This window comes from Acetobacterium fimetarium, from assembly GCF_014284475.1.
In the GTDB taxonomy this organism is placed as follows: Bacteria; Bacillota; Clostridia; order Eubacteriales; family Eubacteriaceae; genus Acetobacterium; species Acetobacterium fimetarium.
On sequence record NZ_WJBC01000002.1, the window covers coordinates 14,300 to 33,279 of the forward strand.

The following is an 18,980-nucleotide window of genomic DNA, read 5'->3' on the forward strand; positions in this document are numbered from 1 at the left end:
GATTCTGCAGCAGACAACAGATTAACAATTGGTCGGTACGGATATTAGCAAACAACCTTTTGAAAACAGGGTAAGGAGACGTTATGTACCATATTGCATTTATACATTCACCGATGGACCATTCCTACAATATGAAGGACGCGGCCCAGCGGCTAAAAAAAGAAGCAGAAAACATCGCCGTTTCTTTTCTGGACAGCCGGGAAATGGACAGCGCTCCTGAAATCTACAGCCGCGCGATGGAAAAACTGGAAAAGGCTGATTTTATTTTCATCTTCATGCATGGCGGGTTGACTCAGTTCAAAAGCTATGCGGCGGTGATGGAAAACTTCGAAAACCGGAAACGTTTTTTTGTCTGGTCGGGTTATGATGAAGAAAACCGGCTGGCGCTCAAAAAATCCGGTCTTTCGCTGATGGAACATGGCGAAATACAGAAATATGCGATGGATACCAGTCCGGCAAACGGCACGAACCTGCTCAAATATCTGGCGGCGTATTACGGCAAGCTCAGTATCAAATACGGTGAGCCGGCATCTTCCCAGTGGGAAGGCATCTATCATCCAAATCGGGAAATCGGCATCGAGGCGGCGTTGCAGGAGGCCAAAGAAAGCGATAAACCAGTTGTCGGCATTCTGCTTTACAGCCGGCTGATTCAGGAAAATAATCTGGTGCACATCGCGGCACTGATTCAAGAAGTGGAGAGACAGGGCGCTTATCCACTGGCGGTTTATTCCGCTTCGGCACCGCAGCCGGCGATCGGCTGTCGGGGTTTCAAGTGGGTTGTGGATCATATTTTTATGACTGACGGAAAAAATAACGTTGACGTAATCATTAATACCATGAGCCATTCCCAGAGTATTCTGTCAGATCCTGGGGATGGCTCAAAAACCGTCGCGCGCAGTATTTATGAAGACATCGACGTGCCGGTGATTAAAGCGCTGAGCACCTATCAGAGCTACGATGACTGGTGTGAAAATCTCCGCGGCATCGATGCGATGTCATTTCCCGGAAGCGTCTATTATCCGGAATTTGATGGACAGATTATCAGCTTCACGTTCGCCTATGCGATGGTGATCACGGATGAAATCGGCGATAAGATCGTCAATCGGCCGATTCCGGACCGGGTTCACAACCTCTGCGAGCTGGCGATCAACTGGGCAAATCTGTCGCGCAAGGACAACGGGGAAAAGAAGGTGGCGATTCTTTTTCACAATATGCCGCCGCGAAATGACATGATCGGCTGCGCCTTTGGCCTGGATACCCCGCAAAGCGTTTTTGATATGGTGGCAGATCTAAAAAAGAACGGCATCACCACCGCCTATGATTTTGAAAGCGGCGATGAAATCATCCAGCAGATCATCGATGCCGTCAGCAACGATACCCGGTGGCTGTCGGCCGAACAGTTAATCAAACGCAGCGTCGCCATCATCGAGAAAGAAGAATATCAAAGCTGGTTTGACCGGCTGGAGATGAAAAACCGGGAAGAACTGAAACGGGACTGGGGCGATCCGCCCGGTGAAAAGATGGTGTATCGGGATCAGCTGCCGGTACCCGGCATTCTCAATGGCAATATTTTTATCGGACTTCAGCCGGCCCGCGGTTATGAGGACAAGGCCGAGGAAGTCTATCACAGCACGGATATCGTGCCGCCCCATCAGTATATTGCTTTTTATAAATGGATAAAATACACCTTCAAAGCCGATGTGATCGTGCATGTGGGCACTCATGGCACGCTGGAATGGCTGCCTGGAAAAGAAATCGGGCTGTCGGCCGCCTGCTATCCGGATGTCACCATCGCCAATATTCCCCATCTTTATCCCTACAGCATCAACGTCGAAGGGGAGGGCATTCAGGCCAAACGGCGCGCGGATGCGGTGCTGCTGGACCATCTGATACCGTCCTTGACGCTCAGCGGTTCCTATGACGAAATGGCGGAACTGGATGATCTGATCAAGCAGTATTACCGGGCAGTGCGCACCGATCCGGGCAAACAGGGAATTGTGCAGCAAAACATCGAGCAGATTGTGATCGAGCAGAACTATCTCAGCGATCTGAACATCAGCGCCCAGGCGATGGCGGCGGATTTTTCAGCCTTTGTCGGCAAGCTGCATACCTGGGTGGAAGAAATCAAAAATACGCTGATCAAAGATGGGCTGCATGTTTTCGGGAAAGTGCCGCAAGACGAAAAACGGCATCAGCTGATCTGCGCCCTGCTGCGTTTGTCCAATGGCAAAGTGCCGTCGCTGACCCAGGCCACCTGCCGTGCCAGCGGTTACGATTATGAGACGCTGAAAAACGAACCGCAGGCGGTCGATGATCAGGGTATCACCAATCTGATGAAATTCAACGCGGTTGAAGAGATCAGCCGAGAGCTGGTCACCGTGTATCTTGAAAACCATTTTGAGCCGGATTTCATTTACGAGCAAAAGAGCGTCTATTTTCCGGCGGCCGACCACTCGGAGCTGGCAGATCTGGCGCAGGTTTTCAGGTTTGTCAGGGAAACGGTGGTGTCGAAACTGGACGCCACAACCGACGAGATGCGCTATCTGGTACATGGCGTCAACGGGAAATTTGTGCCGCCGGGCGGAGCCGGTTCACCGACCCGGGGCCGAGTCAGCATTCTGCCGACCGGCCGGAATTTTTACGCCATTGATCCCTCAGCCGTGCCGACTCGGGCTGCCTGGGAAGTCGGCCGGCAGCTGGGAGAGCAGTTGATCGACCGTTATGTCAAGGATGAAAACAAATATCCGGAGGCGCTGGTCATCGTCGTCTATGCCGGTGAAACCATGAAAACATCCGGCGACGACATTGCCGAGATCTATTATCTGTTGGGGGTTCAACCGAAATGGCTGGAGAATTCCGACAAGGTCATCGGCCTGGAAGTCATCCCGATTGAGGAACTGGGGCGGCCACGGGTGGATGTGACGCTGCGGATTTCGGGGCTGTTCCGGGATACTTTCCCGAACATCATTGAAGCGGTTGAGGAAGCCGTCAACATGGTCGCCGGTCTTGATGAAAGTGACGACGATAATTTTGTCAAACGCAATTTTCAGAACGAAATGCGGGAATTGATCCACAACGGCGCCAGCCTGGAAACCGCTCAGGAGGAAGCTGGAATGCGAATTTTCAGCGATCCGCCGGGGACCTACGGGGCCGGCGTCACGCAGCTGATCAACAGCAAGAACTGGGACAGCTATACGGACCTGGGCAATATTTACACCTTCTGGGGCGGCCATGCCTACGGCAGTAAAATGCACGGCCGGCAGGTGACCGAAACCTTTGCCAGAAGGTTGTCAAAAGCGCAGATCACCGTGAAGAATGAATCGTCGATGGAAATCGATATGCTCGAAAGCGATGATTTCTATAATTACCACGGCGGTCTGATTGCCGCTGTCCGGACGGAATCCGGGCAGAAGCCACAGTCCTACTGCGGCGATAGCAGCGATCCGACACGGGTGAAATTGAGCAATGTCAATGAACAGACGGCCAAAATCATGCGCGCGCGGATTTTAAATCCCAAATGGTTTGACGGCTTGAAGGAGCATGGCTACAAGGGGGCCCAGGAAATTTCCGGCATGGTCGATTTTGTCTTCGGCTGGGATGCGACCGCTGATATTGTCGAGGACTGGATGTACGAGAAAATCAGTGAGAATTTCCTCTTCAATGAGGAACGACGGGAGTGGATCAGAAGCGTCAATCCATGGGCGATTCAGAATATGACGGAGCGGCTGCTGGAAGCCGCCCAGCGGGGCATGTGGGAGGCCAAAGACGAAAGTCTTGATAAGCTGCGTTCGATCTACATGGAAATTGAAGGCGATCTTGAAACTTTCAGCGAATAGGACGTGGCTGTTTGATGTTTATAAGAACTGGAAAATGATTGAAGAGAAAGGGAAAAAATGCTGAATATTGTTGATTTGACAAAAGAGTATAAAAATGTGACCGCCGTGGATCATCTTAATTTAACCATCGAGGATGGTGAATTCTTTGGGCTGTTGGGCCCAAATGGTGCGGGAAAAACGACGACGGTGCGGATGATCAGTACGATTACGCCAAAAACATCAGGCGATATTGTGATCGACGGTGAAAGTATTGATCGGAATCTGACGACGATCAAAGCAAAAATCGGCGTGGTGCCGCAGCAGAATAATCTGGAAAATGAAATGTCAGCCTGGGAAAATCTGGAGGTGCATGGCATCCTTTACCATATCGGCAAGGAAAAACGGCGCCAGAAAATAGCGGAGCTGCTTGAATTCACCGGGTTGACGGAGCGCAAAGATGATCTGGCCAAAACCTATTCCGGTGGTATGAAACGCAAGCTGATGATCGCCAGAGCGCTGCTGCATGAACCGGAGATGCTGCTGCTGGATGAGCCGACGGTGGGACTGGATGCCGGCGCCCGACGAAAAATGTGGGATCTTCTGAAACGTCTGAAATCAAACGGACTGACGGTGCTGCTGACCACGCATTATATCGAAGAAGCGGAGGTGCTCTGCGACCGGGTGGGCCTGATCAACAAAGGCAAACTGGTGCAGCTGGACACCCCGTTAAACCTGATCGAGGAGGTCGGAAAAGTGACGGTGGAGTATTTTGAAGACGGCAAAACCCATGAGGAATTTTTCCGCACCCGTGAAGAAGCCAATACCTATGCCGGCACCATTGAAGGCGAAGTGCGGATCCGTCCCTCCAATCTGGAGGATGTGTTTTTGAAATTTACCAACAGAAGGGTGGAATCATAATGAGCGGTTTATATGGCATTCTCTGGCAGGAGGCGGTTGTTTTCCGACGAAAATTCTGGGCAACAACGCTCGGAAATATGGTTTCACCGATATTGTACCTGATTGCATTCGGCTGGGGACTTGGCGGCAGTGTTCAGATGAACGGCATGTCCTATATGGCCTATATTATTCCCGGTATCATCGGCATGAATACCATGATGATCAGTTTCAGCAATACCGGCAGTTCGATCAATATTTCCCGGCTGTTTTACAAAACCTTTGAATCCTACATGATATCGCCGATCAACATGACGGTGTACGCCCTAGGAAAAATCATTGCGGGAGCCCTTTACGGGGCATATTCGGCCCTACTGATCATCATCCTGGTTTCCGTTTTCACCACGGATCTGGCGATCACCCCCTATTTTGTGCTGGTGGCATTGCTGAACTGTCTGGTCTTTTCGGCAATGGGATTTTTCGTTGGACTACTGGTTAACTCCCATTCCGATATGTCGAAGTTCACGAGCTTTGTGATTACACCGATGTCGTTTTTATGCGGCACCTTTTTCCCGGTGGACAAGATGCCGGAAGTATTAAGCTGGATCATTTATCTGCTGCCGCTGACGCATACTAATATCGCACTGCGTTCAGCGGGAGAATCGCCGGAACAGATGGCCCTGCATGTCGGCGTGCTGGTCGCATATTTCATCGTCCTGTTTGTCCTGGGCGCGCATCATTGCAAAAATGTTGAATAACAAAGGAAGGTTAGAGATGAAAAATAATAATATAGTCTATCCATTTACGGGGATTATCGGTCAGGAACAGATGAAAAAGGCCCTGATTCTCAATGTGATCAATCCGCTTCTGGGCGGCGTTCTGATCAGGGGTGAAAAAGGGACGGCCAAATCAACCGCCGTCCGGGCACTGGCGGATTTACTGCCAACCCGGAGTCAGGTGGAAGGCTGCGCTTTCGGGTGCGATCCCCGCGAACCGGCCAACATGTGCAGCGATTGTCTGTCAAAATATGAAAGTAACGGGACCTTCGTCGAAATGTTTGGCCGCATGAAAGTCGTGGATCTGCCAGTCAGCGCCACCGAGGACCGGGTGGTGGGCACGCTGGATATCGAGTATGCCATCAAAAAAGGGGAAAAGAAGTTTGAACCGGGCATTCTGGCTCAGGCCAATCGCAACATTCTCTATGTCGATGAGGTTAACCTGCTGGACGACCATATCGTCGATGTGCTGCTGGATTCGGCAGCGATGGGGGTGAACACCATTGAACGGGAAGGGGTTTCCTATTCCCATCCGGCCCGCTTTATTCTGGTCGGCACCATGAACCCGGAAGAGGGTGATTTAAGGCCTCAGCTGCTTGATCGCTTCGGTATGGTTGTGGACGTGATCGGAGAACGGGACACCGCAAGACGGATCGAAGTGATCCGGAACCGGCTGGAATACGAAAACAATAAAGAAATGTTTTCAAATAAATTCATCGATGACCAGCAGGATTTGCGGGAGCGCATTCTGAAAGCGAAAAAACTGCTTCCGAAAGTTCAATTCGGTGATGATATGCTCGAGATGGCCGCGAAAATAAGCATCGAACTGGATGTGGATGGCCACCGGGCGGATATCGCGATGATCAAAACCGCCATGACCATCGCCGCTTTCAAAGGCTTAACAGCTGTGTCGTCCGCCGATATGCAGGAAGCGGCTGAACTGGTGCTGCCGCATCGGATGCGACGGACCCCGTTTGAGGAAGGAATCTTCAATTTCAGCAAGGTTGAGCAGATTATCAATGAAGTGGGGAGTGCTCGGGATGACGCCATTTAGCCAGTGCGAAAGCAAAGAAAAAAGCGGGCCCGTACCGTTGCTCAAAGACCGTCCGAAAAACGTCAGTAAAGCGGCACCGCCGCGTTCCTACCGCTTCCCATTTGTAGCGGTCATCGGCCAGGAAAAAGTAAAAAAAGCATTGCTGCTCAATCTGGTCAATCCTAAGATCGGCGGCGTTCTGCTGGCCGGCGAGAAAGGCACTGCCAAATCGACGCTGGTCAGGAGCTTGAACCAGGTCGCCAACGAAATGAAAGTGGTGGAACTGCCGCTCAATGCTACCGAGGATCGCGTGATCGGCAGCATCGATATTGAAAAAACCGTCGCCGGCGGGAAACGGAGTTTTGAAAGCGGCATCCTGAAAAAAGCCGACGGCAATATTCTCTACATCGACGAAGTCAATCTGCTGAGTGAACACATCGTCAACAGTATTCTGGAGGTGGCCGCTTCGGGCGTCAATCGCGTCGAGCGGGAGGGCATATCCTGCGAGCATGATTCGAAGTTCGTCCTGATCGGGACGATGAATCCGGAAGAAGGCTTTCTGCGCTCCCAGTTTCTCGATCGGTTTGGCATCTATGTCGAGGTTGGCGGCTCCAAAAATCTGGCCGAGCGAAAGGAAGTCATCAGACGCCGGCTGGCCTTTGAATCCGGCCCCGCCGAATTTGCCGGGAAATGGGAAACAGAAGCCGCTGAGCTCAGGAATCAGGTGCTTGACGCGCAGAAAAAGCTGCCGCTGGTCAAAATTTCCGAGTCGATTCTGAAACTGACGGCGGATATTGTCAATGAAGCCTGCTGTGCCGGAAACCGCGCGGAACTGGTTATGATTGAAACGGCCAGAGCACTGGCCGCCTGTGACGGCCGCCAGAACATCAACATCGCAGACATCAAGGAAGCGGCCGAGTACGCGCTGCCCCATCGAAAACGGGAAAAACCGGAAGAACCGGAATCCCGTGAGGATGAGCAGGAACCGTCGCAAGAAGAAAACGACGATCAGAATCAGGAACCTGATGACGAGCAACCGGATGATCAGGAAGATGGCGGCGCAGAGGAACCGGAAAATCAGCAGCAGGAACAGCCGCCAGAAACCGAAGCGGATCCGCCAGCAGAATCAGATGATGATGAATCACCGGAACCGGAAGAGCAAGAGCCGGATCTCAGTGAAATCATGGATCAGATTGATGCCATCGGCCGGACCTTTATCGTCAGGAACCTGAACATCAAAGCCATCGACCGAAAGAAACGAAAGGGCGACGGTAAACGGATCAAAACCAAAACTGATGCCAAAAAAGGGCAGTACATCAAAAGCATGATCCCGCAGCATAAAATCAACGACCTGGCCTTTGATGCGACCCTACGGGCCGCTGCGCCTTTTCAGAGCGTCCGCGAGAAAAACGGCCTGGCGGTGTCGATCCGATCAGAAGACATCCGCGAAAAGCTCAGGGAAAAACGGACCGGCAGCACCATCGTTTTTGTGGTCGATGCCAGCGGTTCCATGGGCGCCAAAAAACGGATGGAAACGGTCAAGGGCGCAGTCGTCTCGCTGCTCACCGATGCCTACCAGAAACGCGATCGGGTCGGTCTGATTTCATTTCGCAAAAAGGAAGCGGAAGTGCTGCTCAACATCACCCGGAGCGTCGATATGGCCCAGAAATGCCTCAGAGATTTGCCGACCGGCGGCAAAACACCGCTGGCGGCCGGGCTGTTGAAAGGGTATGAAGTGATCAAAAATGAACAGCGGAAAAATGAGGACCTGTTGCCGATTCTGGTGCTGGTTTCAGACGGTCGCACCAATGCCGCCCTGATGGATGGCGATCCGTTTTCGGAAGCGAAGGAGATCGGCCAAAGAATCAGCGCCGCGGGCATCCAGACCATCGTGGTGGATACCGAGGTCGACTTCATCAAACTGGGTCTGGCCAAAGAACTGGCGGCCTGCATGAATGCCCGTTATTATCGGATTGAAGATCTGGCCGCCGATGTGCTGGCGGATGCGGTGCGTGATTTATCAAATGCATCATCATTTTAGGAGGGCATTGTGGAAAGAAATATCAACACCGATGGCATTTTTCATCCAGACAGTGAAGCCGTGTTTGCGTCGCTAAACGCCTATGCGAAGTGGTACAGCAAGAAACCGGCTTGCACGCGCCGGGTGGGACTGCTCACCCATTACCAGAACTGGAAAAAGAAAAATCTGGCCGTCGAAAAAGCCCTGATCAGGGAACTGGAGGCCCAGGGGATCGGCGTTATCCCAGTATTTAGCAATATGACGACCGATCAGGAAGCCGGCGGCCGGGATTTTGGCATGATCATCAGGGATTATTTTTCGGCCGGAAAAAAGCTTGCCATTGACGGGCTGATCAATCTTCAGTCACTGGGTGCGACCGGCAACAATCAGCCCGGGGATCTGTTTTCTCAAAGTGTCGATACCTTCAAAGCGATGAATATCCCGGTTTTCAAGCCGATAATCAGTCGCCTGCAGGATGAAGCGCAATGGCGGGGTAACAGCGCGGGGCTTTCCACTGAAATGTCCTGGTCCTTCACTAACAATGAGATGATGGGAATGATTGAACCGGTCATCATCGGTGCGCGCAGCGATCCCGAAGATATGGTTAAAGCAGAGCCGATTCCTGAACGCATCAGTCGCCTGGTTGGCAGAATCAGGAAGCGGCTGATGCTGGCAGCGACGGACAACAAGGACAAAAAAATCGTGCTGATGCTGCATTGTTCACCCTGTGCCGGCGTCGAGGCGACGCTGGGCGTGGGGGTCGGCCTAGACGTATTTGAAAGTGTGGCCCGGATGCTGAAAAGCCTGAAAAATGAAGGCTACACGGTTGAGAATCCGCCGGCGGATGGACCGGCGCTAAAAAAAATGATGCTGGATAAAAAGGCTTATCAGGATTTTCGCTGGACAACAGTGGAAAATATCGTGGCAGCGGGCGGCGACATTTACCGGATGCCCATGGAAGGGGACGGCGGCTATCTCCAATTTTATGACGCGCTCGATCCGATGCTCAGAGAGCAGATGGAAAACGCCTGGGGACTGCCGCCGGGAGAGGGCATGGTCTTGGAAAATGAACTGATCATCACCGGACTGAATTTCGGCAATATCTGGGTGATGCTCCAGCCCAAAAGAGGCTGTTATGGTCCTAAATGCACCGGCGAGGTCTGCAAAATCCTGCATGATCCATCCTGCCCGCCGCCGCATCAGTATCTGGCAACTTACCGTTATATTGATGCGGTCATTAATGCTCATGCCATCGTGCATGTCGGTACCGGCGGCAGTCTGGAACACCTGCCGGGAAAAATAAACGCCTTGTCCGGTTTCTGCTGGCCGGATGTGGTGATCGGCAATCTGCCGAATTTCTACTGCTACAATGCCAGCATCGGCGTCGAGGGAATGGGCCCCAAAAGGAGGAATTACGCCACCATTCTGGATTATCTGCCTAGTTGTATCGGAACGGATTATCAACGTGTGCGGCTGATTAAAAGGCTGGCAACCTATCTGGCAGCCGTGGACGCCCGGAGCAATCAGGCGGTTATGTTAAGAAACGGCATTGAAAAAGAAATTACGGCAATACCGGTATATTTGCAAATAGTTGCAAAAGAAGCGGATTTTGATACCGGTATTCGTGAACTCAAAAACCGGCTGACTCAGTCGATCAGCCAGTCGTGGGAACAGGAGCTGCACATTTTTGGTCAGCTTCCGGATTTGAAGAATCAGATTTCCTATATCAGAGAATCCCTTGATGGCTCCAGTCTGACGGCATCGCTGCTGAAAAAAGACTATGCCGACGAGGATGCGTATCATGCGGCGATGCTGTCGCTGATCGCCCGGGTGCTGGAGGAAAATCAGGACGAAGGCTTCGAATCAGAAGCCCTGTATGGTATGGAAGCGGCGGTTCTAGTCAATGAAATTGAAGCAGTGCAGCAAAGTCTGCGGTCGGCAGAAAACGAAATGAAGAGTCTGGTCAAGGCTTTAAATGGCGATTATATCGAGCCGGGACTGGCGGGCAACCCCCGGGACGGCCTCGAGCGCGTGATGCCAACCGGTCGCAACTTTTTTCTGCTGGATACACAGAAAATTCCGACGCGGGAATCCTATGCTGTCGGCACTGAGATGGCAAATCAGCTGATTGATCATTACCGACAGGAAGAAGGCAAGCTTCCGGAAAAAGTGGTCGTCAATATGACATCCACGGATATCTCTATGACCAGCGGCGAACAGCTGGCACAGATTCTGTCACTGCTGGGCGTCCGTCCGGTCTGGAATGACTCCGGGATTGTCATGGATATTGAAGCGATTCCGCCGGCAGTGCTGAAACGCCCCCGGATCGATGTGGTAGTGCGGATTTCCGGTGTGCTCCGGGATGCCTACCCGGATATCATTGCGATGATGGATCAGGCGGTTCAAATGACAGCGGCACTGGTTGAACCCTGCGAACAGAATTTTGTCCGGAAGAATACGCTGAAGATAATCGATGCGATCAGCATCAATGAAGATCTAACGGATTCGGAAGCGTTCCGGCGTTCGACGATTCGCATTTTTGGGGATAAACCGGGAGCATACGGGTCCGGTGTTGACCTGGCCCTGAAGGCCAGCGCCTGGGAATCGGAAGCAGAACTGGCGAAGATCTTTACGATGTTTTCCGGCTATGCCTACGGCGAAGGCCTGAATGGCGCTGAATACAAGAAAGAATTTGTGGAAAATATCCGCTCGTCGGAGGTGGCTTTCGAAACATCCAGCGATAACCGCTTCAATATCCTGTCATCCAGTTTTTCCGCGACCGTTTTTGGCGGCTTCAGGATGGTCAAAAACCAGCTGACGGATGATGAATTGAAACAGTATCATGGAAATTCTAATCATAAAAAGAAGGTGGTGGTATCAAAAACTGCAGATGAAATAAAACGAATTATGACTCAGACCTTTTTCAATCCGCTATGGAATGCTTCGGTCATGAAAAAGGGTTATACCGGGGCCGCGGAATTGATGCGCAAAATGCAAACTCTTTTCGAATGGAAATGCGTAACCGAAAATATTGCCGATACTGCCATTGATCAAGTGGTTGAAACCTATCTCGGTGATGAGGAAATGATCAGATGGTTCAAAGACAACAATGCCTTTGCCATCGAAGAAATAACGCGACGTTTTCTGGAGCTGCAGAGCCGTAAACGATGGAATCCCGGTGAAGAGGCGTTAAAAGTACTTCAGAAAAGCTATATGGAGATTGAGGGAGACATGGAAGAAATGATGGAAAAGTCGGAAGGCGACTACCAGGGTGGAAGCATCGAAATTGTCCGTCATCAGGACGTGGCAGCCTGGAACGCGTCGATCCAGGAACTGGATTGTTTGTTTAAAAAATAACAGAAAGAGAGAAAAGCAATGAAGAAAAAGGCGATTTTAGTTCTGACAATTGTATTGTCAGCCGTGTTTGTATTGGCGGGATGCACCAGCCAGGCGGGTTCCGGCGGGAAAAAGGGTGAGCTGGAGGCGCTTTATGCCAAGAATTTCAGCATCGAATATCTGGATGACGGCGTCATTCTGGTAGTGGATGGAAAAGACAGACAGACGCTGCTCGTTCCGGATGGCGCCAAAACCCCGACCGGTTATGACGACGCACAGGTGATTAATGGTAAACCGGAGAAGCTGTTCATCGGTTCGACGACCCACAGCTCATATCTGCGCGCTTTGGGCGATGATACCTTTGACAAAGTGGTTGGCGTATCGACATATGATGTCGGAAAAGGTCAAATCGAACAGATTGATTCGCGAATGGCGGCCGGAAAAATCAAATTCATGGGTAAAAACAGTGCCCTGGATTATGAAGCCCTGGTGAGTGCCGGCGTCGATCTGGCATTTATTTCATACACCGATTATGACACGGTTGGGCCAAAACTTCAGGAATTGGGAATCCCGTTCATTGTCGACTCGTCCGGTCTGGAAACAACCGTGCTGGGCAGAATGGAATACACCAAACTGTTTGCGGCTTTCCTGGGCAAAGAAACGGAAGCCAATACCCAGATCGACAATGCCGCAAAACATCTCGAAGAAATTAAAAAATCCGTTGCCGGACTGGAAAAACCGCCAGTGGTTGGGGGCTACATCTATGATGGGCAGGTCCTCGTGCGAGGCGGTGGTTCATATATGGCTGATATCTATAACATTGTTGGAGCCGATTACGTCTATAAAGATTTTGAAACGTCCGATCCGGGCAATTCCTATGTGACCTATGAAGATTTTTACGCCAGGGGAACGACGGCCAAGTATTTTTTCTATGAACCAATGGGTAAGAAGGTCTTTGCGAATACCGGTGAAATCTTTGAATCGGCTTCGCTTGTTGCCGAGCTGCCCGCGGTGACTGCCGGAAACGTATGGGCTTTTCAGCCAAACTGGTTCCAGTCAGTCGACAAGCTCGATGACATCGTCGCCGATTATGCCGCGATCGTCCATCCGGATGCATTCAAGGATCACCAGATCACCTACATGTACAAGGTGCCAGTTCAATAATGAAATAGGCGTTTGCGAAATAACCGGCAGCGAAGCTGCCGGTTTTCGCAATCAATTTGGGAATGGGTAGGCGGACAGTGTGAAAATGTATTTTCAGTAGGTTGTTGCTAAACTCGCACCGACCAATTATTAATCTGTTGTGGTGCTGCAGATTCGGACACTCTTCGAGATGTCCGCTCAGAGGCACACAACATGATGTAACAATTGTCGGTACTTTGTTTGCTTTTTACCTCAAGTTCGTATTAGCGAACTGTCCGCCTTACAGTGTAAAAATTGGAGGAATAATAATGACCATGAAATTGGCGTTTTGCAGTGCAAATGGAACGGAACTGGCGATCCTGAGCAAAGCGATAAAACTTACCAGAACAGAATATGAAATCGATGTTTATGCCAGGAAAAATAAAGAATTCGATGATCCGGAGGTGCTGGATGAATTTATCGGATTTGCCCAAAATTCGGATTTCCTGATTATCTGTCTGCATGGCGGAAAAAACAATAGCATCGGATTTGACAGGATTGTCGCCGCTATGCCGGCGTCAGTCAAGATCTATGTTCATTATACCAATCCGATCGATGCGTTGGTTTCAGCCGAGTATTCAACCGTTGACAAAAGTGATTATGTGAAGCTGAACCGGTATCTGACGTATAGCGGCTGCGAAAACTACCATCAGGCGCTGCTGTATCTGCTGACGCGGTCAGACAAAATTTCCGGCGCGTATCAGGAGCCAGCACCTCTGCCATGGGAAGGAATCTATCATCCCGACTTTGAAACGCTTCCGACGCTGACCGAATATTTGAATGAGAAATTCGAAAAGGGCAGGTTGTCAGTCGGCATCTGGTTTCACCGTGAGCACTGGACAAATGCTGATACGAAATATGTGGACGCCTTCATCAGGGAATTTGAAAGCAGAGGGATCAATGTCATCCCGGTGTTTCGCAAAACGCGTTGCGAAGAGGATCTCGGCAATATGGGACTGGCAGAAATTCTGACGCATTATTTTAAAAATGAGGAAAAACCCATTGTCGATGTGATAGTAAATCTGATGAGTTTTTCGGCTTCAATGATGAGCTATAAAAGCAATGTAAGAAATCAGTCTCTTGATGCTGTGCTGGCAGATTTTGGCGTGCCGGTTTTAAAAGCGATGGTTGCCTTTGCCGACCGAGAATCCTGGCAAGCTTCGACCCAGGGGCTTTCGCCGGTGGATGTGATAGCAAACGCCGCTTTGCCGGAGATGGATGGCAATATCATCACGCTGGCTGGCGCTTTTACCGATTCAAGTACCCGCGATCCATTGACCGGCGCCAGGATTGTCGTTCATCAACCGGATGGGGACGGCATCCGACACATTGTCGACATTGCTGAGAACTGGGCGAAACTGAAGCATCTGAAAAACAAAGACAAGAAGGTCGCCATCCTGTTTCACAACTACCCGCCGCGCAATGACACCATCGGCAGCGCCTTCGGGCTGGATTCAAAAGACAGTGTCTTCAATATTCTGAATCTCCTGAAGGAAAATGGCTATTATCTAGAGACGATGCCCGAAAACGGCACGGCGATTATCGACGAACTGCTGTCGAAAACGACCAACGACTTAAGATGGGCGGCGCCCGAGCAGATGGTAGAAAAAGCAGTTGACACGATTCCAAAGCCCGCTTATGAGGCGTGGTTTGGAGAGCTGTCTCAAAAAGTACAGGATGAAATGACCGAATTCTGGGATCAGCCGCCCGGTGAATTTTTCTGCCATCAGGGCAAGCTGGCGGTACCGGGAATCATCAACGGGAATATTTTTATCGGCATGCAGCCGCCGCGGGGCAACACCCTCAATCCGGAAAGTGTCTATCACAGCCCGGATCTGCCGATGCCCCACAATTACTATGCCTATTACGAATGGATCCGTGAGGTGTTCAAAGCCGATGCCATCATTCATGTCGGCATGCACGGCTCACTCGAATGGCTGCCGGGAAAAGCGCTGGGACTGTCCGAGTCCTGCTATCCACGCATCGCCATCGAAGATCTGCCACACCTGTATATTTATATCATCAACAACCCGGGCGAAGGCACCCAGGCGAAACGGCGCAGCAACTGCTGTATCATCGACCATATGATACCTGTGATGGCGCGGGCCGAACTCTACGATGAAACAGCGGCGCTGGAAACCCAGCTTCAGGACTATTACAAATGCAAGGCGATGGATCCCGGCAAGCTCGGTTATCTGCAGAAAATCATCTGGGAAAAGGTGCTGGAGATAAATCTGCACCGGGACCTCAATCGGGATGATGCTCAGCCTGCGGATTTCGACGAATTTCTGGAGCAGTTGCACGATTATCTGAGTGAGCTGAAAGAAACGCAGATTAAAACGGGACTGCATACGCTGGGAGAAGCACCGATTGGCGAAAAACGTATCGAACTGCTGGCGGCAATGACCCAGTTGCCCAATGGCGAAACGCCGTCGCTGCGACAGTCCATCGCCAGTTTTGATGGTTATAACCTGGATGAACTGCTTGACAACCGGGGGAAACTTAACAATAATGGAAAGACAAATGCCGATGTGCTGGAAGATATTTATGCAAAATCCATCGCGTTTCTCGAAGTTTTAGCCAAAACGGATTTTGCGAAAAAGCAGATTGATACAGTCTGTAATCAGGTTTTTGGCTGCGTTGATTCAGAAATCCAAAAGGTGGCAATTTATATCTGCACCTTTCTGGTTCCCCGTCTTGCTGACTGCCAGAATGAACTGACCGCGATCACCGACGGTCTGGACGGTAAGTTCATCAAACCGGGACCGACTGGGAGTCCAAGCCGGGGGATGGCGCATATTCTGCCGACCGGCAGAAATTTCTATTCAATCGACCCGCAGACCGTACCTTCGCCAACCGCCTGGGAAGCCGGCAAACGTCTGGCTGATGACATGCTTGAAAAGTACCAAAAAGAGCAGGGACAGTATCCGGAGAATGTGGGAATGGTGGTCTTCGGCACCTCAACCATGCGCACCGGCGGCGAAGATGAAGCGGAGATCCTCTATCTGCTGGGAGTCCGACCCATCTGGCAGAAACAGAATGCCTATGTCAGGGAACTGGAAGTGATTCCGCTTGATGAGCTGGGCCGGCCGCGAATCGATGTGACGACGCGCATCAGCGGTCTGTTCCGGGATACTTTCCCGAATCTCGTCGATTTGCTGGATCGGGCGGTGCTGGCCGTCGCCGATCTGGATGAACCGGAAGAGATGAACTTTGTCGCGAAGCATGTCCGAAAAGACATCGAGGAAATGCTGGAAAAAGGTATCGATTACGACCGTGCCCGAGAGGAAAGCAGCTACCGGATATTCGGGTGCAAACCCGGTGCCTACGGGGCCGGTGTCTGCAACATCATCGATACGAAACAATGGAACACCGTCGATGATCTGGCCCAGATTTATCTGACCTGGGGCGGCTATGCCTACAGCAGAAAAACTTACGGAAAGCAATTACCGGAACTGTTCAAAAAAAGGCTGTCGGTGATGGACGCCGCGGTCATGAATCTGGATTCGCGTGAGTTTGAAATGATCGACAGTGATGATTTCTATTCTTTTCATGGCGGGATGATTGCCTCGGTGCGCGCATTCAAGGGAGAAGACCCGCTGGGGTTAGTCGGTGACAGCAGCAATCCGGAACGGATCAAAACCAGAACCGTCAGCGAGGGAACGCGCTTTGAACTGCGTTCCCGGGTTTTCAATCCGAAATGGATCGCGAGCATGAAGGAGCATGGCTATAAAGGCGCCGGCGATATTTCCCAGATTGTGGATCATATTTTCGGCTGGGACGTGACCGCCCAGGTGATGGATGATCAGCTTTACGAGGAACTGGCGAAAAAATTTGCCCTCGATCCGGAATTTTCAGACTGGCTCAGGGATGTCAATCCGTGGGCCCTCCAGAACATATCCGAACGGCTGCTGGAAGCGGTTCAGCGGAAGATGTGGGATGCCGACGACAAAATGGTCGCAGAACTCAGAAAAATATACCTTGAAATGGAAGGAGCGGCAGAAGAGTGCTGAGAAATGAAACGGCGAATGCGACCCTGAAAAATATGGTGGTCGAACAATGGGACCATTATGCCCCCAAATATACCACCAGAGTAGGTTATCATCTTTCATCGGATTTAAAGGAAGCCTGGAAAAAGGAATTATCCCGGGCGACAGACAATCGCCATAATTTAAAAGTGCTGGATGTGGGAACGGGTCCGGGTTTTATTGCCATGCTTTTTGAAGAATTAGGACAGGATTGCATCGGTGTCGATTTTTCCGAAGAAATGATCAAAGCCGCCCGTAAAGAGAGTAAAAAAAACCATTCCAGTTGTTCTTTTATCCAGGCTGACGCAGAAGCGCTTCCCTTTGACGATGAAAGTTTTGATGTCGTGACCAATCGTCATGTCATCTGGACCTTGACCGATCCTCAAAAAGCGATGATCGAGTGGGTACGGGTTTTAAAACCCGGAGGCCGGTTGATCATCTTTGAAGGGGATTGGGTTGAAGGCCAGATCAAGGGCATCGACCGAATCAGAAAGCAGATCGGCACAAAGATCAACAATCGGCATAAATCCAAACAAGATAGCAAGGATCGGACAAAAACAGGTAAATTCGATGAGATCAAACAAAAATTACCGTTGCGCCGGGTCACAAAAGAAAAGGTGGTCCGGTTAATGAAGAATGTGGATATCCGGTCGGTGCATAATCAGGACATCGGAAATCTGATCAGGGCGGAAATAAAAGCCCGGCCGTTGGGTTATAAACTGACCTATAACAGGAATCGCTTTATGGTGGTGGGGGAAAAGTCAGACAGTCCAAAAGAAAGCAGGAAGGGGGGCTGCCATGGCAAATGAAAGCGTACTGATCGTTTTATGGACGACCAGCCGGTGCAATCTGAACTGCCGATACTGTTATGCCGCTGCCAGCAAAAGAAAAGAAGATATGGCTTTTGAAACGGCCAAGGCGGCCTTGGATTATTTTGCCGACCGTAGAATAAAAGTTCAATTTGCCGGCGGGGAGCCCTTGCTGAATGTTGATCTGATCGGCCGGGTCGTTGGCTATGCAAAATCAGAGCATCTCGATGCCAGTTTTCAGATGCAGACCAATGGCACGCTGATCACGCCGGAGATCGCGGCCGGGATCAGAAAAATGAAAATTGTCGTTGGGGTAAGTCTGGACGGGACGCCGCAGATTAATGAGCGTTTAAGAGGCAAGACCCGCGAAGTGATTGTCGGTATCCAACTGTTGGGCCAGTTGGGAATCAAGACAAACATCAATGCGGTGGTGACGGCACAGAACGTGACTGAATTGCCGGAACTGGTTGACTTTGCTTTCTATCTGGGCAATGTTCCGGGCATCGGCCTGGACATACTGCGAGAAGCCGGAAATGCGAAAACGAACCCCGGCCTGGTCAGCCCGGCGTCACCAGCACAATTGGCGGCAGCGTTGAAAGCAATGCAGAAAAAATCGGCGGAGCTGTTCAAACTTTCGGGCAGGCGGATCCGGCTGCGGGAGATTGAAGAAGCCAGAAAGCGCCTGTCCTGTTCATCCTGCTCCGGCGATTACTGCTATGCTTCCGGCGGGCGGTCATTCGTTGTCCTGCCCAACGGCGCGGTTTATCCCTGCGGTTCCCTGATTGACCGGCCGGATTATTTTATGGGAAATGTCAAAGCGGGGAAAATAAAACCCATCGCATTACCAAAAATCGTGCCGGATTACTGCAATGACTGTACTTATTTTTCGGTCTGTTCCAGAGGCTGTCCGTCACGGATGATGGTCAACCATGCAGAGCAGGGCGAGCGATCGCTGGACTGTGTTTTGAAGAAAACGGCGTTTGAAATCGTCACAGGAAACGGCTGAAAAAGAATCACTTAAAAAATCAACTGTAATCTGGCAGCCGAATGTGGTATACTGACGACATACAGATATGTACGTAAGAGT

Annotated in this window: 10 protein-coding genes; all 10 read left to right on the forward strand. The window is 50.9% G+C overall.

Features of this window, described 5'->3' with window-relative positions; translation table 11 throughout:
• Positions 1 to 83: 83 nt before the first annotated feature.
• The gene (gene cobN / locus GH808_RS01385) at positions 84 to 3,836 is read left to right on the forward strand and encodes a cobaltochelatase subunit CobN (protein ID WP_186841021.1); all 3,753 of its coding nucleotides are present in this window, start codon (positions 84 to 86) and stop codon (positions 3,834 to 3,836) included.
• Between the two features lie 57 nt (positions 3,837 to 3,893).
• The gene (locus GH808_RS01390) at positions 3,894 to 4,733 is read left to right on the forward strand and encodes an ABC transporter ATP-binding protein (RefSeq protein WP_186841022.1); all 840 of its coding nucleotides are present in this window, start codon (positions 3,894 to 3,896) and stop codon (positions 4,731 to 4,733) included.
• Positions 4,733 to 5,467 carry an ABC transporter permease gene (locus GH808_RS01395; protein WP_186841023.1) on the forward strand — a complete coding sequence of 245 codons (735 nt, stop codon included), beginning with the start codon at positions 4,733 to 4,735 and terminating at the stop codon, positions 5,465 to 5,467. Before GH808_RS01390 ends, GH808_RS01395 begins: the two co-directional genes overlap by 1 nt.
• Before the next feature lie 16 nt (positions 5,468 to 5,483).
• Positions 5,484 to 6,539: a magnesium chelatase ATPase subunit I gene (locus GH808_RS01400; protein WP_186841024.1), complete on the forward strand. Its 1,056-nt coding sequence runs from the start codon at positions 5,484 to 5,486 to the stop codon at positions 6,537 to 6,539.
• Positions 6,505 to 8,559, forward strand: coding sequence for a magnesium chelatase subunit D family protein (locus GH808_RS01405; protein WP_243166057.1), 2,055 nt, complete (start codon positions 6,505 to 6,507; stop codon positions 8,557 to 8,559). Before GH808_RS01400 ends, GH808_RS01405 begins: the two co-directional genes overlap by 35 nt.
• Before the next feature lie 9 nt (positions 8,560 to 8,568).
• Positions 8,569 to 11,895 carry a cobaltochelatase subunit CobN gene (locus tag GH808_RS01410; protein WP_186841025.1) on the forward strand — a complete coding sequence of 1,109 codons (3,327 nt, stop codon included), beginning with the start codon at positions 8,569 to 8,571 and terminating at the stop codon, positions 11,893 to 11,895.
• Between the two features lie 18 nt (positions 11,896 to 11,913).
• Positions 11,914 to 13,038 carry an ABC transporter substrate-binding protein gene (locus GH808_RS01415; RefSeq protein ID WP_186841026.1) on the forward strand — a complete coding sequence of 375 codons (1,125 nt, stop codon included), beginning with the start codon at positions 11,914 to 11,916 and terminating at the stop codon, positions 13,036 to 13,038.
• A 287-nt stretch (positions 13,039 to 13,325) separates the two neighbouring features.
• Positions 13,326 to 17,069 carry a cobaltochelatase subunit CobN gene (gene cobN, locus GH808_RS01420; protein ID WP_186841027.1) on the forward strand — a complete coding sequence of 1,248 codons (3,744 nt, stop codon included), beginning with the start codon at positions 13,326 to 13,328 and terminating at the stop codon, positions 17,067 to 17,069.
• Positions 17,063 to 17,893: a class I SAM-dependent methyltransferase gene (locus GH808_RS01425; RefSeq protein ID WP_186841028.1), complete on the forward strand. Its 831-nt coding sequence runs from the start codon at positions 17,063 to 17,065 to the stop codon at positions 17,891 to 17,893. The genes cobN (GH808_RS01420) and GH808_RS01425 overlap by 7 nt, the downstream gene beginning before the upstream one ends.
• Positions 17,883 to 18,899 carry a radical SAM/SPASM domain-containing protein gene (locus GH808_RS01430; protein ID WP_186841029.1) on the forward strand — a complete coding sequence of 339 codons (1,017 nt, stop codon included), beginning with the start codon at positions 17,883 to 17,885 and terminating at the stop codon, positions 18,897 to 18,899. Before GH808_RS01425 ends, GH808_RS01430 begins: the two co-directional genes overlap by 11 nt.
• The last annotated feature ends 81 nt before the right edge of the window (positions 18,900 to 18,980 follow it).

Bases quoted from the DNA above. Each gene is read 5' to 3' on its own strand.
- GH808_RS01400 (WP_186841024.1), top strand. From the start codon at position 5,484: ATGAAAAATAATAATATAGTCTATCCATTTACGGGGATTATCGGTCAG.
- GH808_RS01430 (WP_186841029.1), top strand. From the start codon at position 17,883: ATGGCAAATGAAAGCGTACTGATCGTTTTATGGACGACCAGCCGGTGC.
- cobN (WP_186841021.1), top strand. From the start codon at position 84: ATGTACCATATTGCATTTATACATTCACCGATGGACCATTCCTACAAT.
- cobN (WP_186841027.1), top strand. From the start codon at position 13,326: ATGACCATGAAATTGGCGTTTTGCAGTGCAAATGGAACGGAACTGGCG.
- GH808_RS01415 (WP_186841026.1), top strand. From the start codon at position 11,914: ATGAAGAAAAAGGCGATTTTAGTTCTGACAATTGTATTGTCAGCCGTG.
- GH808_RS01390 (WP_186841022.1), top strand. From the start codon at position 3,894: ATGCTGAATATTGTTGATTTGACAAAAGAGTATAAAAATGTGACCGCC.
- GH808_RS01405 (WP_243166057.1), top strand. From the start codon at position 6,505: ATGAAGTGGGGAGTGCTCGGGATGACGCCATTTAGCCAGTGCGAAAGC.
- GH808_RS01395 (WP_186841023.1), top strand. From the start codon at position 4,733: ATGAGCGGTTTATATGGCATTCTCTGGCAGGAGGCGGTTGTTTTCCGA.